Consider the following 15156-nt stretch of genomic DNA (forward strand, 5'->3'; position numbering starts at 1 on the left):
AAGCGGCGCCTTTATCCTTGGCAACGCTGGAGCCTGTCCCCTCTACGTGACGGAACAGGCTGGCAACAAATCAACGACGTGGCAGGAATTGCAGCGGATCTACAGGTTTACCTTGTCGGCGAATCTCAAAATGCAGTTTCACCCGGTCTGTACCCGTTGACCCCATTTCGGCAATTGTCTGTCCGACTTTGACCTGCTGCCCCTCCCGAACCAACAGCCTGCGGTTATGTCCGTAGGCACTGACGTAGGTATCGCTGTGTTTGATGATGACTAATTCGCCGTAGCCCCTTAAGCCACTCCCGGCGTATACCACCGTCCCATCAGACGCAGCTAAAACAGGCTGTCCCAAATCCCCGGCGATATCAATTCCTTTATTCAAACTACCGTTTGAAGAGAATTTTCCAATTAATATGCCATTAGATGGCCATCCCCAGCCGGTCGGGGCCGGGCCCGCTGGAGGCAGCGGAGCGGGTGCCGACTTGTTGGCGACGGACGGTGCAACCACCGCCGTGCTCGTCGTTGTGCCATTTGCCTGGCGTCGGATTACCGTGGTTTTCAGCGATGACGAAGGCGTTGAATCGGACGAACTGGCCACCGCCGTCGGCGTTGAACCGGTACGCCCATCGAAGCGAATTGTCTGACCCGGATGTATCGTGTAGGGCGTAGGAATATTGTTCCGCGCTGCGAGGGCTTTGTAGTCCCAACCGTAGCGAAAAGCGATCGAGAACAGGGTGTCTTTCGGCCGAACGACGTACTGACCCGTGGTCACTGCCGGCCGCTGAGCGACGGCATTGTTACGATCCACCACGCCTACGGAATTCGATTTGGTACTGGAGCAACCGACCAGCAACGTGCTCAAGACAAGGCCAGTCACCAGGCGCTGAAAGCTTGTTGTACCCATACGCTGCGCAATGACTGTGAGACTCACCCGCCGCTCCCTTTGTGGTGGCTGAAATTGTGGATTGCCGTGTTCCGGCACGAAATGTCGCAAGTATAACGGGCCGTACAGGCTTTACCTTTAATGAAGCGAAATTGCTTCGCGCACACGTTTGCTACCTGACGATAAATCCCGTTTAACCAATCGATGCCGGAGTAAGACCCGGACAATCGAAGAGAATTCAGCGCGCAAAAACAAATGCTCAGGCCAGTGGCCCATGGAGCAACGGCACGAAGCGCACAGCCCCCAGAACACGCCTGGAAAAGCCCTGTTCTTCACGGATGATCAGCATCAATTGCTGGACCTCACCAGAGCCGACCGGTATCACCAGTCGCCCGCCCGGCGCCAACTGATCGAGCAGTGCCTGGGGCACGTCGGTGGCGACAGCAGTGACAATAATGCCGTTATACGGCGCCAGTGCCGGCCAGCCTTCCCAGCCATCGCCCCAACGGAATACCACGTTGCGCAGGTTCAGCTCGACCAGGCGCTCCTTGGCCCGGTCCTGCAGGACCTTGATGCGCTCCACGGAAAACACCCGCTCCACCAGTTGCGACAGCACGGCGGTCTGGTAACCCGAACCTGTGCCGATCTCCATCACCTTGTCCAGTGGACCTGCCTCCAGCAGCAGCTCGCTCATGCGCGCCACCATATAAGGCTGGGAGATGGTCTGGTTATTGCCGATCGGCAGCGCCGTGTCTTCGTAGGCCCGGTGAGCCAGCGCCTCGTCGACGAACAGGTGACGCGGTGTACGGCGGATGACTTCCAGCACCTTGGCGTTGGAAATCCCCTCTTCATACAGCCGCTGAATGAGGCGCTCGCGGGTCCGTTGAGAGGTCATCCCGATGCCGCGACGCAGCATATCGTCTTGTTCACGGCCCATTAGCGCAGCCCCTCCAGCCAGCCATCGAGACTTCTGAAGGCATCGTTGAAGGTGCGATCCAGTTGTAATGGGGTGATCGACACATAACCCTGCATCACCGCATGGAAATCGGTGCCCGGGCCACCGTCTTCGGCGTCACCTGCGGCAGCAATCCAATAACCGGACTTGCCTCGCGGGTCGACGACTTTCAATGGCGCCGCAGCGCGGGCGCGATGCCCGAGGCGGGTCAACTGTATACCGCGGATGTGGTCCAGCGGCAGGTTGGGAATATTCACGTTCAGCACCGTGCGCGGTGGCAACAGGAGGTCAGCATGGGCTTCGACCAGTTTGCGCGCAAAGTAGGCGGCTGTGGGCAGGTTCTCTACTTGTCGTGAGACCAACGAAAAGGCAAACGAAGGCCGCTCCAGGAAGCGACCTTCAAGGGCCGCCGCCACGGTACCGGAGTACAAAACGTCGTCCCCCAGGTTGGCGCCCAGGTTAATACCGGACACCACCATGTCCGGTTCGCGCTCCAGCAAGCCGTTAAGGCCCAGGTGCACGCAATCGGTGGGTGTGCCGTTGAGGCTGATAAAGCCATTGGCCAGGGTTTGCGGGTGCAACGGACGGTCGAGCGTCAGCGAACTGCTGGCGCCACTTTTGTCCTGGTCCGGGGCGATAACCACGCACTCGGTGTAATCCGCCAGCGCAGCATAAAGCGCGGCGAGACCGGGTGCGGTTACCCCATCGTCGTTAGATATCAGAATACGCATGGGCTGTCCGTCTGCCCCACCGGCACCAGATCGACGAGTTCGCGCACCAATACGGTGGCAAAGCATCCGGCCGGGAGGACGAATTCCAGTTGCAGAATGTCAGGCTCGGGATAATGCCACGTCAACCCACCAATGGGCAGCCGCAGGATGCGACGTTCGTGGCTCATACCGGCGTTAATCAACCAATCGCGCAAGTCTGCTTCGCGGCTGGCGATTTCCTGCTCCAGTTCATGGACAGCGCCCGTGGCCGGCGAGTCACCTTCGCCCCACTGCGGGCCAGTCGGATGCAGGTCAAGAATCGCCAGGCGTGGGTCGCTGCATTCGGCAACACCTGCCGGAAAGAAGCTGCGACTGTCGGTAAACGCCAGCAGGTCACCGACCAGAGCACGCTGCCAGGTGCCATCGGCCACACGCGCCGCCAGCACCTGATTGAACAGAAAACTGCGAGCGGTAGAGAGCAGCCGCGAACGGACGTTACGCTGTTCCGGCAACGCCTTGCGTGCAGCCCAGCCGCGCGCGTCAACGACGTTACCGCCGTCAAAGCCAAAGCGCTGGGAGCCGAAATAATTGGGAATACCTTGCTTGGCGATCAGTTGCAGGCGTTCTTCGATCGCAACCTTGTCGCCGGCAAACCGGGTCAGGCGCAAGGTGAAACCATTGGCCGAGTGGGCACCGCGTTGCAGCTTGCGCTTGTGCCGGCCGGTCTTGAGGATCTTCAGCGTGTCGTTTTCTGCTGCCGACAAGTCAGGGTCAGCCTTGCCCGGCAGTTGCACACTGAACCACTGGCGAGTCAGCGCCTGACGATCCTTCAAACCCGCGTAACTGACGGTGCGCAACGGCACGCCGGCAGCCTTGGCAATCCGTCGTGCGGCTTCTTCGGTGTTCAGACCGCGTTTTTCAACCCAGATCCACAGGTGCTCGCCATCGCCGCTGAGCGGGATATTGAGCACTTCATCGACCTGGAAATCCTCCGCAGTGGCTTTCAGTACCGCCGTGCCGAGGGCTTCGCCATAGGCGCGCGGGCCGAGCAATTGCAATTCGTTCATGCGCGCAGCAACAAAGCAATGCAATGCACGGCAATGCCTTCTTCGCGACCGACAAAGCCAAGCTTTTCAGTGGTGGTAGCTTTAACGTTCACTTGATCCAACTCAACTTGAAGATCCGCGGCAATCAGCGCACGCATCGATTCGATATGCGGGGCCATTTTCGGCGCCTGGGCGACGATGGTGTTATCCACATTGCCGACTTTCCAGCCCTTGGCGTGGATCAGTGCGACGACGTGACGCAACAGCACACGGCTGTCGGCGCCTTTGAATGTCGGGTCGGTGTCCGGGAAATGCTTGCCGATATCACCCAGCGCAGCCGCGCCAAGCAAGGCATCGCTCAAGGCGTGCAGCAGGACGTCACCGTCGGAGTGAGCGAGCAGCCCGAAGCCGTGTGCAATGCGCACGCCGCCCAGAGTAATGAAATCGCCTTCAGCGAAACGGTGCACATCATAGCCGTGGCCAATACGCATAAAAAAACGCCCCGATTTTTGTCAGGGCGTGATTCTACCTGCTTTGTCAGACATTAGGCGCCTAGAGCGCGTGCGTGATGCTGCAAGTGCTCATCAATGAAGCTGGCGATGAAGAAATAGCTGTGGTCGTAGCCCGGTTGCAGGCGCAAGGTCAGCGGATGACCGGCCAGTTTGGCGGCCTGTTGCAGGGCTTCAGGCTTGAGCTGGGTGGCGAGGAAATCGTCGCGATCACCTTGGTCGACCAGCAACGGCAGCTTCTCGGCAGCCTCGGCGATCAGGGCGCACGCATCCCATTCGCGCCACTTGGAACGGTCTTCACCCAGGTAGCGGGAGAAGGCCTTTTGGCCCCACGGGCAATCCATCGGATTGTTGATCGGCGAAAATGCCGACACCGACTGATAACGCCCCGGATTACGCAGCGCGCAAACCAGCGCACCGTGGCCACCCATGGAGTGCCCGCTGATGCCGCGTTTGTCAGACGCCGGAAAATGCGCTTCGACCAATGCCGGCAACTCCTGCACGACATAGTCATGCATCCGATAGTGTCGCGACCACGGTTCCTGCGTGGCATTCAGATAGAAACCGGCACCCAGGCCAAAGTCCCAGGCGCCGTCCGGATCACCCGGCACATCCGCGCCGCGCGGACTGGTGTCCGGCGCGACGATGATCAGCCCCAGCTCGGCAGCCATGCGCAGGGCGCCGGCCTTGTGCATGAAGTTCTCATCGGTGCAGGTCAGGCCGGACAACCAGTACAGCACCGGCAGTTTGCCGCCCTGCTCCGCTTGCGGCGGCAGGTACACGGCGAACACCATGTCGCAGCCGAGCACGTCGGAGCGGTGCCGGTAGCGTTTATGCCAGCCGCCGAAGCTCTTCTGGCAGGAGATATTTTCCAGGCTCATGGGAATCCTCCCAGCGGCAAGCCAAAAGCTTGAAGCTGCAAGTCGAGGCGCGCTCTCTTGCAGCTTATGGCTTGCGGCTTACAGCTGCTTCTTAGAAATGAATGACGGAACGGATGCTCTTGCCTTCATGCATCAGGTCAAACGCCTTGTTGATATCTTCCAGGCCCATGGTGTGGGTGATGAAGGTATCCAGCGGGATCTCGCCGGTCGCGGCCATTTCCACGTAGCTTGGCAGCTCGGTGCGACCGCGCACGCCACCGAACGCCGAACCGCGCCAGACGCGACCGGTGACCAGCTGGAACGGACGGGTCGAGATTTCCTGGCCGGCACCGGCCACACCGATGATGACCGACTCGCCCCACCCCTTGTGGCAGCACTCAAGGGCTGCACGCATCAATTGCACGTTGCCGATGCACTCGAAGGAAAAGTCGACGCCGCCATCGGTCATGTCGACGATGACTTCCTGGATCGGACGGTCGAAGTCTTTCGGGTTGACGCAATCGGTTGCACCCAATTGCTTGGCAATCTCGAATTTGCCGGGTTGATATCGATGGCGATGATCCGCGCAGCCTTGGCTTTGACCGCGCCGATCACCGCCGACAGACCGATGCCGCCGAGGCCGAAAATGGCGACGGTATCACCCGGTTTCACCTTGGCAGTGTTGAGTACCGCGCCGATGCCGGTGGTGACACCACAGCCCAGCAGGCAGACTTTTTCCAGCGGTGCTTCTTTCGCAATCCTGGCGACGGAGATTTCCGGCAGCACGGTGTACTCGGAAAAGGTCGAGGTGCCCATGTAGTGGAAAATCGACTGGCCTTTGTAGGAAAAGCGCGAAGTGCCATCCGGCATCAGGCCTTTTCCTTGAGTGGCACGAATCGCCTGGCAGAGGTTGGTTTTGCCCGACAGGCAGAATTTGCACTGGCGGCATTCCGGGGTGTACAGCGGGATCACATGATCGCCAACCGCGACCGACGTCACGCCTTCGCCGATGGCTTCAACTACAGCGCCACCTTCATGACCGAGGATCGACGGGAAGATGCCTTCCGGATCCGCACCGGACAAGGTGTAGGCGTCGGTGTGGCAAACACCGGAAGCCACGACGCGCAGCAGGACTTCACCGGCCTTGGGCATGGCGACATCGACTTCAACGATCTCAAGGGGTTTCTTGGCCTCGAAGGCAACGGCGGCGCGCGACTTGATCATGCTGACTCTCCAGTGAATAAAAACGAGACAGGAAGTGTAATACATGGCCGAACGATGAATAATCGGGACAAATGCAAAATATTATTGCCGTACAGGGATAATCCTTGATGTCCGAAAATCGCTGGGAAGGGATCGACGAGTTCGTGGCTGTCGCCGAGTGCAGCCAATTCACCGCTGCGGCTGAACGCCTTGGGGTTTCCTCCTCCCATGTCAGTCGACAAATCGTACGCCTGGAAGAGCGCCTGCAAACGCGCCTGCTGTATCGCAGCACGCGTCGAGTGACGCTGACCGAGGCCGGGCAAACCTTCCTGCAACATTGCCAGCGTCTACAGGATGGCCGCGAAGAAGCCTTGCGCGCGGTCGGCGACCTGACCAGCGAACCCAAGGGCATGCTGCGCATGACCTGCGCCGTGGCGTACGGCGAACGGTTCATCGTGCCGCTGGTGACTCGGTTCATGGCGCTCTATCCACAACTTCGAATCGACATTGAACTGAGCAATCGCCAACTCGACCTGGTGCATGAAGGCCTGGACCTGGCGATCCGCCTTGGCCGCCTGCAAGACTCGCGACTGGTAGCGACACGCCTGGCGCCACGGCGCATGTACCTGTGCGCGTCACCGTCCTATCTGGAACGGTATGGCCGGCCACACAGCTTGTCGGAATTGAGCCGGCATAACTGCCTCATCGGCAGTTCGGACATGTGGCAACTGGAACAGAACGGCCGGGAATTTTCCCAACGGGTGCAGGGAAACTGGCGTTGCAACAGCGGGCAAGCCGTACTGGATGCGGCGCTACATGGGGTGGGGTTGTGTCAGTTGCCGGACTATTACGTGCTGGAGCATTTGCACAGCGGCGCGTTGATTTCGCTGCTGGAAGCGCATCAACCGCCGAACACAGCGGTGTGGGCGCTTTATCCACAGCAACGGCATCTTTCGCCGAAGGTGCGCAAGCTGGTGGATTATTTGAAGGAGGGGTTGGCTGAGCGGCCAGAGTATCGAGCTTGAAGGTTTGAAGATCAAAAGATCGCAGCCTACGGCAGCTCCTACGGTGCCGTGGGCATCCACACAATTGTCGTTGTACTCGGGCTCTGTAGGAGCTGCCGAAGGCTGCGATCTTTTAGTGGCGATTAGCCCAACGCTGACGTAACCACTCCAGATCTTCGGGGCGCGTAACCTTGAGGTTGTCTGCCCGACCTTCGATCAAGCGTGGCGCCAAACCCGACCACTCCATTGCCGAAGCTTCGTCTGTAATCACCGCATCGGCCACCAAACTATCAGCCAACGCCCGATGCAACGCGCCGAGGCGAAACATCTGCGGCGTATAAGCCTGCCAGATCACGCTGCGATCCACGGTTTCGACCACACGCCCGTGCTTGTCGACTCGCTTGAGGGTGTCCCGTGCCGGAACCGCCAACAAACCGCCCACCGGATCATCCGCCAGTTCACTCAGTAACTTATCGAGATCATCACGGGCCAGATTCGGCCGTGCGGCGTCATGCACCAACACCCAATCCTCATCATCAGCCCCCAGCGCATGCAAATGCAGCAACGCGTTGAGCACCGATCCGGAACGCTCTGCGCCCCCCTCGATCCGCTGAATGCGAGGGTCGGAGGCACAGTCCAGGTTCGGCCAATAAGGATCATCAATCGCAAGGCTGACCACCAACCCTTTCAGGGAAGGATGATCAAGGAAACAGCCGAGGCTGTGTTCCAGAATAGTGCGCCCGCCCAGTTGCAAGTATTGCTTGGGACGGTCCGCGGCCATACGGGCACCGACGCCCGCAGCAGGAATCACGGCCCAGAAGGCCGGTAACGACTGGATCATTGAGCCAACTGGTAAAGGGTCTCACCGTCCTTGACCATGCCCAACTCATGACGAGCCCGCTCTTCAACGGTCTCCATGCCCTTTTTCAACTCGCTGACTTCGGCGTCCATCACCCGATTGCGTTCCAGCAACCCTTCATTCTCAGCGTGTTGATCCGCGATCTGCTGAGTCAGCTCGGCCACTTGCGCCAGACTGCCATTTCCCACCCACAGGCGGTACTGCAGGCCAGCCAGCAGCAGAAGCAAGATGAGGAACAACCAATTGGGACTGCGCATCGAAATCAGGTATCCAGTGAAAAAAGACTGCCATGCCAAAACTTTGAAGCTTCTGATAGCACGAAGCCTGGAAGACCCAGGCTTGTGCTTATAAGGCATCAGATTAGTGGCAAAATCGACGCTGTCGCGATTTTTTTGACACAATCCGCTGCCTTTTACTATTTGCCACTCAGCCGCGGAACTCGCTGCGACCGTTGTACTTGGCTTTGCCGTTCAACTGCTCTTCGATACGCAGCAGTTGGTTGTACTTGGAAACGCGATCGGAACGGCACAGGGAGCCGGTCTTGATCTGGCCTGCCGCGGTGCCCACAGCCAGGTCGGCAATGGTCGAATCTTCGGTTTCGCCGGAGCGGTGCGAGATGACGGCGGTGTAACCAGCGGCCTTGGCCATCTGGATCGCTTCCAGGGTTTCGGTCAGGGTGCCGATCTGGTTGAACTTGATCAGGATCGAGTTGGCGATCTTTTTATCGATGCCTTCTTTCAGGATCTTGGTGTTGGTCACGAACAGGTCGTCGCCTACCAGTTGAATTTTCTCGCCGATCTTGTCGGTGAGGACTTTCCAGCCAGCCCAGTCGGACTCGTCCAGGCCATCTTCGATGGAAATGATCGGGTAGCGCTCGGTCAGGCCTTTGAGGTAGTCAGCAAAACCTTCAGCAGTAAACACCTGGCCTTCTCCGGACAGGTTGTATTTACCGTCTTCGTAGAATTCGCTGGCGGCGCAGTCCAGAGCCAGGGTCACGTCGGTGCCCAGCTTGTAACCGGCGTTGGCCACGGCTTCGGAGATCACTTTCAAAGCGTCTTCGTTGGACGCCAGGTTCGGCGCGAAACCACCTTCGTCACCAACAGCAGTGCTCAGGCCACGGGCCTTCAACACAGCCTTGAGGTGATGGAAAATCTCGGTGCCCATGCGCAAACCTTCCGAGAAAGACTTGGCGCCAACTGGCTGAACCATGAATTCCTGGATGTCGACGTTGTTATCGGCGTGCTCGCCACCGTTGATGATGTTCATCATCGGAACCGGCATCGAGTAAACACCTGGAGTGCCGTTCAGGTTGGCAATGTGAGCGTACAGCGGCAGGTCCTGGTCCTGCGCTGCTGCCTTGGCCGCAGCCAGGGAAACGGCGAGGATCGCGTTGGCGCCCAGGGAGCCTTTGTTTTCAGTACCGTCGAGCTTGATCATCGCGTGATCGAGGGCTTTCTGGTCGCTTGGGTCTTTACCCAACAGCAGGTCGCGAATCGGACCGTTGATGTTGCCGACGGCTTTGAGTACGCCCTTGCCCAGGTAACGGCTCTTGTCGCCATCACGCAGCTCGAGCGCTTCACGCGAGCCAGTGGAAGCACCGGACGGCGCGCAAGCGCTACCGATGATGCCGTTATCGAGAAGCACGTCCGCTTCGACGGTGGGATTGCCACGGGAGTCGAGAACTTCACGACCTTTGATGTCGACGATTTTTGCCATTGTTGTAAACACTCCAAAGTTGACGAAAACGACGCAGCTGAAGGAAATCTTTTATCGTCGGCAAGTGGTTCGCAGCGGGCAGACTTGCGGACGATAAGGCTCAGGCCCGAGGGCCTGAACATTAAATCGTGCGGTACTTTACCGGAGAATTGAGGATTACGCGGTTTCTACCGTCGGAAAACTCTTAACCAGTTCGTCCAACGCTTTGAGCTGGGCCAGGAATGGCTCCAGTTTGTCCAGACGCAAGGCGCAAGGGCCATCGCATTTGGCGTTGTCCGGGTCCGGGTGGGCTTCGAGGAACAGGCCCGCCAACGACTGGCTGATGCCGGCCTTGGCCAGGTCGGTGACCTGGGCGCGACGACCGCCAGCGGAATCGGAGCGACCGCCGGGCATTTGCAACGCGTGGGTCACGTCGAAGAACACCGGGTATTCGAACTGCTTCATGATGCCGAAGCCCAGCATGTCGACGACCAGGTTGTTGTAGCCGAAGCTCGAACCCCGTTCGCAGAGGATCAACTGATCGTTCCCCGCCTCCACGCATTTGCTCAGGATGTGCTTCATCTCGTGAGGTGCAAGGAACTGGGCTTTCTTGATGTTGATCACTGCACCGGTCTTGGCCATCGCGACCACGAGGTCGGTCTGGCGCGACAGGAAGGCTGGCAGCTGGATGATGTCGCAGACTTCAGCGACGACCGCGGCCTGGTCAGGCTCGTGGACGTCGGTGATGATCGGCACGCCGAAAGCTTGCTTGATGTCCTGGAAGATCCGCATGCCCTCTTCCAGGCCGGGGCCACGGTAGGAGGTCACGGAGGAGCGGTTAGCTTTGTCGAAACTGGCCTTGAACACGTAAGGGATACCGAGTTTCTCGGTGACCTTTACGTATTCTTCGCAGACCTGCATCGCCATGTCGCGGCTTTCCAGCACATTCATGCCACCGAAAAGTACCATTGGCTTGTCGTTGGCAATCTCGATATCGCCTACACGGATGATCTTCTGCGCCATCGGATTTATGCCTTCTTCTGGTGTTGAGTCAGCGCTGCTTTGACGAAGCCGGTGAACAACGGGTGACCGTCGCGCGGTGTCGAGGTGAACTCAGGGTGGAACTGGCAAGCGACGAACCATGGATGATCCGGGGCTTCAACCACTTCTACCAGCGCGCCATCACCGGAACGACCGGTGATTTTCAGGCCGGCTTCCATGATTTTCGGCAACAGGTTGTTGTTCACTTCGTAGCGATGACGGTGACGCTCGACGATCACGTCCTTGGCGTAGCAATCGTGAACCAGCGAACCCGGTTCCAGCAGGCAGTCCTGTGCGCCAAGACGCATGGTGCCGCCCAGGTCGGACGTTTCGGTACGGGTTTCAACGGCGCCGGTGGCATCTTCCCACTCGGTGATCAGGCCCACGACCGGGTGACCGCTGGTGCGATCAAACTCGGTGGAGTTGGCGTCTTTCCAGCCCATCACGTTACGAGCGAACTCGATCACGGCCACTTGCATGCCCAGGCAGATGCCCAGGTACGGAACCTTGTTTTCGCGAGCGAATTGAACGGCAGTGATCTTGCCTTCCACGCCGCGCAGACCGAAGCCGCCCGGTACGAGGATCGCGTCGACACCTTCCAGCAGCGCAGTGCCCTGGTTTTCGATGTCTTCGGAATCGATGTAGCGCAGGTTGACCTTGGTGCGGTTGCTGATGCCGGCGTGACTCATCGCTTCGATCAGCGACTTGTAGGCGTCCAGCAGTTCCATGTACTTGCCGACCATGGCGATGGTGACTTCGTGCTCAGGGTTGAGCTTGGCGTCGACCACGGCTTCCCACTCGGACAGATCGGCGCCGCCACATTGCAGGCCGAAACGCTCGACAACGAAATCATCCAGGCCCTGGGAGTGCAGAATGCCCGGGATCTTGTAGATGGTGTCGGCGTCTTCCAGCGCGATCACTGCACGTTCTTCAACGTTGGTGAACTGGGCGATCTTGCGACGCGACGAGATGTCGATCGGGTGATCGGAGCGGCAGACCAGCACGTCGGGTTGCAGGCCGATGGAACGCAGCTCCTTGACCGAGTGCTGGGTAGGCTTGGTTTTGGTTTCGCCGGCCGTGGCGATGTATGGCACCAAAGTCAGGTGCATCAGCATCGCGCGCTTGGCGCCGACTTCGAAACGCAATTGACGGATCGCTTCGAGGAACGGTTGCGACTCGATGTCGCCCACGGTGCCACCGATCTCGACCATGGCCACGTCGGCATCACCGGCGCCCTTGATGATCCGGCGCTTGATCTCGTCGGTGATGTGCGGGATCACCTGGATGGTTGCGCCCAGGTAATCACCACGGCGCTCTTTGCGCAGGACGTGTTCGTAGACACGGCCGGTGGTGAAGTTGTTGTTCTGGGTCATGGTCGTGCGGATGAACCGCTCGTAGTGGCCCAGATCCAGGTCGGTCTCGGCGCCGTCGTGAGTGACGAACACTTCACCGTGCTGGAACGGGCTCATGGTGCCCGGGTCAACGTTAATGTACGGGTCCAGCTTGAGCATGGTGACCTTAAGTCCCCGCGCCTCCAGGATGGCCGCCAATGAAGCCGAGGCAATGCCTTTCCCCAATGAAGAAACAACACCGCCCGTGACGAATATGTAGCGCGTCATGAAAAACCCTAGAAGTCTGCGTTAAAGCGGTCCGAGCCGCCGGGGAAAGCGAAGGAAGGCCGAAGCCCCCGATCACCTGCATTAATCACAGTGCATCTTTCAAAAAACCGCCGCGTTGGGACAGACCGGGAGATGAAACACCGGTGCGTTGCTCGCTACACATTTTTTGGAATCGCCCAGCAAAGACTGCTTGGTAATCGGCAACTCCTGCAATTCAGGCGAATCCACAGAAGTTGTATCAAGAAGGGAGCGTAGTCTACCGGAAAGCCCCTTTCAGCTCAAACCTTGATCTTCGTTCAGTGGCTGCCACTGCAAATCCCAGCCATCCCGCGCACTGCCGTCTAACCCCCGCAGCCCCGCCACCGCCAGTAAATGCTCGCCGCGATAGAGCAGCGGCAATCTGCCACGGGCAAACGGCGGAACACCGCGCTCATTGAGCAAACGCTTGAGGTCGCGGTGACCGCGATCGGCCAGATCCATGACCTCGCCTCCCTCACGATAGCGGATATGCAACGGGCCATAGGGGATTTGGCCGTTCAGCATAAGCCGGCCATTTTCCGGCAACGACAGTGGCAACGTGGGGTCGGCCCAGTTGCCGGCAACCGGTGGCGTGCGCAGCCAGGCACCGGACAACCACCAGATGCGCCCGCCCGCCCGGTGCAATTCACCGTCCGCCAGTCGCCAGATGGGACAGGCATCGCCAGTGGCATCACGAAGATTTTGCCAACCCGACCAATGGTCACTGTCCGGCAGACGAGTACGCGTCGCCAGCCAATGACTCAAGGCATTGCGTTGACGCGGGCTGGACAGTTTTTCCAGCGCGGCCAGCGCCAGGGAAGGCACTCCCAGCCAATCGAACTCACCGCTACTGCCGGCCTCGGCCAGATCGATCTGCGCCAACTCATCCAGTAACCCTTGGGCCTCGCGTAAATGTGCGGCGCTACGAGCCATGGTCGCCAGCGCTTGAGGCCAGCGCTCGACCAGGATCGGGAACACCTGATGACGCAGGTAATTGCGCGAGTACTGCCGATCCTGGTTCGAGGGGTCCTCGATCCAGCTCAATTGATGCTCGGCGGCATAGGTTTCAAGCTCAGCCCGAGTGACATCCAGCAGCGGTCGAAGCAAATGCCCATGCCCCAACGCTCGCTCGGAAGGCATCCCCGATAACCCTTTGACCCCGGCCCCGCGCAACAGGCGAAACAACAGGGTTTCCGCCTGATCATCACGGTGCTGGGCGGTCAGCAATACTTCATTGGTTTGGATCGCCTCGATGAAGGCACCATAACGCGCCTCCGGGCGGCGCGCTCAAGGCTGGCGCCGGGTTGAACCTGGACGCGAACAACCTTAAGCGGCACTCCCAGCGCATCACACATCGACTGGCAATGTTCCGGCCACGCATCAGCCACAGCCTGAAGACCGTGATGGACGTGGATGGCACTGAGTGCGGGCAGGGATTCGGTTTTTGCGAGATGAGCGAGAAGGTGCAGCAGGACGGTGGAGTCGAGGCCACCGGAGAAAGCGATGCGCCAGGTTTTCGCGTTGCGCCAAGGGCTCAGGTTAAGCAGGAGCTTGGCAGACAGATCGATGCTGGAAGGATTCATAGAGATCGATCACTTCATATAAATCCTCTGTAGGAGCTGCCGCAGGCTCGGGCCGCGTTCGGACGATCTTTTGATCTTGCAATTTAAAGATCAAAAGATCGTCCGAACGCCGAGCCTGCGGCAGCTCTACAGGGTATTGCGAGCTCGGTTACAGACCGTAGCTCATCAGGCGCTCGTAACGACGAGCCAGCAGCGCTTCGTTATCGAACTTCTTCAGCATCGCCAGTTGCGAGCTCAGCTCGGCGCGGATCGATGCAGCGGCAGCAGCCGGGTCGCGATGGGCGCCGCCCAAAGGCTCGCCGATCACCTTGTCGACGATGCCCAGGCCTTTGAGGCGCTCGGCGGTGATGCCCATGGCTTCAGCGGCATCCGGTGCTTTCTCGGCGGTTTTCCACAGAATCGAGGCGCAACCTTCCGGCGAAATCACCGCGTAGGTCGAGTACTGCAGCATGTTCAACTGATCGCAAACGCCAATTGCCAACGCACCGCCAGAACCACCTTCACCGATCACGGTGGCAATGATCGGGGTTTTCAGGCGTGCCATGACGCGCAGGTTCCAGGCAATCGCTTCGCTCTGGTTGCGCTCTTCAGCGTCGATGCCTGGGTAAGCACCCAGGGTGTCGATGAAGGTCAGGATCGGCATTTTGAAACGCTCGGCCATTTCCATCAGGCGGCAGGCCTTGCGGTAGCCTTCCGGACGCGGCATGCCGAAGTTGCGGCGAACCTTCTCGCGCACTTCACGGCCTTTCTGGTGACCGATGATCATCACTGGCTGGTCGTCCAGACGGGCGATACCGCCAACGATGGCAGCGTCGTCGGAGAAGTGACGGTCGCCGTGCAGTTCGTCGAACTCGGTGAAGATGTGTTCGATGTAGTCCAGGGTGTACGGGCGACGCGGGTGACGCGCCAGACGCGCGATCTGCCAGCTGGTCAGCTTGCCGAAGATGTCTTCGGTCAGCGTGCTGCTTTTGTCCTGCAGGCGGGAAATCTCATCGCCGATATTCAGCGAATTGTCGTTACCGACCAAGCGCAACTCTTCGATCTTGGCTTGCAGGTCGGCGATCGGCTGTTCGAAATCTAGAAAATTCGGGTTCATAGGCGTCCGTCTTGGGTCGACATCCAAGGGAGCTTGGGCCGGCCGGTTGTCTATTCGCGCCCTACCTTAAGGGAGAGG

General features: G+C 59.2%; 13 protein-coding genes and 2 pseudogenes. 1 reads left to right on the top strand and 14 read right to left on the bottom strand.

What is annotated here, in order from left to right:
* Positions 1-70: 70 nt before the first annotated feature.
* The 7 genes and pseudogenes from JFV26_RS22395 to JFV26_RS22425 form a co-directional block, all read right to left on the bottom strand.
* Positions 71-928, bottom strand: a complete 858-nt coding sequence (locus tag JFV26_RS22395) for a peptidoglycan DD-metalloendopeptidase family protein (RefSeq protein ID WP_201195486.1) — start codon at positions 926-928, stop codon at positions 71-73.
* A gap of 211 nt (positions 929-1139) precedes the next feature.
* Entirely contained in the window at positions 1140-1775 is a 636-nt protein-coding gene (locus JFV26_RS22400) for a protein-L-isoaspartate(D-aspartate) O-methyltransferase (protein WP_201195881.1), read from the bottom strand.
* A 41-nt stretch (positions 1776-1816) separates the two neighbouring features.
* Positions 1817-2566: a 5'/3'-nucleotidase SurE gene (gene surE / locus JFV26_RS22405; protein WP_201195487.1), complete on the bottom strand. Its 750-nt coding sequence runs from the start codon at positions 2564-2566 to the stop codon at positions 1817-1819.
* Positions 2554-3612, bottom strand: a complete 1059-nt coding sequence (truD, locus tag JFV26_RS22410; protein WP_201195488.1) for a tRNA pseudouridine(13) synthase TruD — start codon at positions 3610-3612, stop codon at positions 2554-2556. The genes surE and truD overlap by 13 nt, the downstream gene beginning before the upstream one ends.
* Entirely contained in the window at positions 3609-4082 is a 474-nt protein-coding gene (gene ispF / locus JFV26_RS22415; RefSeq protein ID WP_201195489.1) for a 2-C-methyl-D-erythritol 2,4-cyclodiphosphate synthase, read from the bottom strand. Before ispF ends, truD begins: the two co-directional genes overlap by 4 nt.
* Positions 4083-4135: 53 nt before the next feature.
* Positions 4136-4987: an S-formylglutathione hydrolase gene (fghA, locus tag JFV26_RS22420; RefSeq protein WP_201195883.1), complete on the bottom strand. Its 852-nt coding sequence runs from the start codon at positions 4985-4987 to the stop codon at positions 4136-4138.
* Positions 4988-5072: 85 nt separating this feature from the next.
* Positions 5073-6184: pseudogene (locus JFV26_RS22425) on the bottom strand (S-(hydroxymethyl)glutathione dehydrogenase/class III alcohol dehydrogenase).
* A gap of 107 nt (positions 6185-6291) precedes the next feature.
* Between JFV26_RS22425 and JFV26_RS22430 the strand changes: the two are divergent.
* Complete coding sequence (locus tag JFV26_RS22430; protein ID WP_201195490.1) at positions 6292-7188, top strand: LysR substrate-binding domain-containing protein; 897 nt, start codon at positions 6292-6294, stop codon at positions 7186-7188.
* Positions 7189-7300: 112 nt separating this feature from the next.
* Here the strand turns inward: JFV26_RS22430 and ispD are convergent, their stop codons facing one another.
* From ispD to JFV26_RS22465, 7 genes and pseudogenes are all read right to left on the bottom strand, one after another.
* Positions 7301-8008, bottom strand: coding sequence for a 2-C-methyl-D-erythritol 4-phosphate cytidylyltransferase (ispD, locus tag JFV26_RS22435; protein ID WP_201195492.1), 708 nt, complete (start codon positions 8006-8008; stop codon positions 7301-7303).
* Positions 8005-8283: a cell division protein FtsB gene (ftsB, locus tag JFV26_RS22440; RefSeq protein ID WP_201195494.1), complete on the bottom strand. Its 279-nt coding sequence runs from the start codon at positions 8281-8283 to the stop codon at positions 8005-8007. The genes ispD and ftsB overlap by 4 nt, the downstream gene beginning before the upstream one ends.
* A gap of 169 nt (positions 8284-8452) precedes the next feature.
* Positions 8453-9742: a phosphopyruvate hydratase gene (gene eno, locus JFV26_RS22445; protein WP_201195496.1), complete on the bottom strand. Its 1290-nt coding sequence runs from the start codon at positions 9740-9742 to the stop codon at positions 8453-8455.
* Between the two features lie 156 nt (positions 9743-9898).
* Positions 9899-10744, bottom strand: a complete 846-nt coding sequence (gene kdsA, locus JFV26_RS22450; protein WP_145252671.1) for a 3-deoxy-8-phosphooctulonate synthase — start codon at positions 10742-10744, stop codon at positions 9899-9901.
* A 5-nt stretch (positions 10745-10749) separates the two neighbouring features.
* Entirely contained in the window at positions 10750-12381 is a 1632-nt protein-coding gene (locus tag JFV26_RS22455; protein WP_201195498.1) for a CTP synthase, read from the bottom strand.
* Positions 12382-12654: 273 nt separating this feature from the next.
* A pseudogene (gene tilS / locus JFV26_RS22460) lies at positions 12655-13982 on the bottom strand (tRNA lysidine(34) synthetase TilS).
* 148 nt (positions 13983-14130) lie between these two features.
* Entirely contained in the window at positions 14131-15078 is a 948-nt protein-coding gene (locus JFV26_RS22465; RefSeq protein ID WP_201195499.1) for an acetyl-CoA carboxylase carboxyltransferase subunit alpha, read from the bottom strand.
* Positions 15079-15156 lie beyond the last annotated feature (78 nt).

This window comes from Pseudomonas sp. TH31 (genome assembly GCF_016650815.1).
Classification (GTDB): Bacteria; Pseudomonadota; Gammaproteobacteria; order Pseudomonadales; family Pseudomonadaceae; genus Aquipseudomonas.

Coding starts and splice junctions, on each gene's coding strand:
- JFV26_RS22400 (WP_201195881.1), bottom strand. CDS start 1,775: ATGACCTCTCAACGGACCCGCGAGCGCCTCATTCAGCGGCTGTATGAA.
- surE (WP_201195487.1), bottom strand. CDS start 2,566: ATGCGTATTCTGATATCTAACGACGATGGGGTAACCGCACCCGGTCTC.
- truD (WP_201195488.1), bottom strand. CDS start 3,612: ATGAACGAATTGCAATTGCTCGGCCCGCGCGCCTATGGCGAAGCCCTC.
- ispF (WP_201195489.1), bottom strand. CDS start 4,082: ATGCGTATTGGCCACGGCTATGATGTGCACCGTTTCGCTGAAGGCGAT.
- JFV26_RS22430 (WP_201195490.1), top strand. CDS start 6,292: ATGTCCGAAAATCGCTGGGAAGGGATCGACGAGTTCGTGGCTGTCGCC.
- ispD (WP_201195492.1), bottom strand. CDS start 8,008: ATGATCCAGTCGTTACCGGCCTTCTGGGCCGTGATTCCTGCTGCGGGC.
- ftsB (WP_201195494.1), bottom strand. CDS start 8,283: ATGCGCAGTCCCAATTGGTTGTTCCTCATCTTGCTTCTGCTGCTGGCT.
- eno (WP_201195496.1), bottom strand. CDS start 9,742: ATGGCAAAAATCGTCGACATCAAAGGTCGTGAAGTTCTCGACTCCCGT.
- kdsA (WP_145252671.1), bottom strand. CDS start 10,744: ATGGCGCAGAAGATCATCCGTGTAGGCGATATCGAGATTGCCAACGAC.
- JFV26_RS22455 (WP_201195498.1), bottom strand. CDS start 12,381: ATGACGCGCTACATATTCGTCACGGGCGGTGTTGTTTCTTCATTGGGG.
- JFV26_RS22465 (WP_201195499.1), bottom strand. CDS start 15,078: ATGAACCCGAATTTTCTAGATTTCGAACAGCCGATCGCCGACCTGCAA.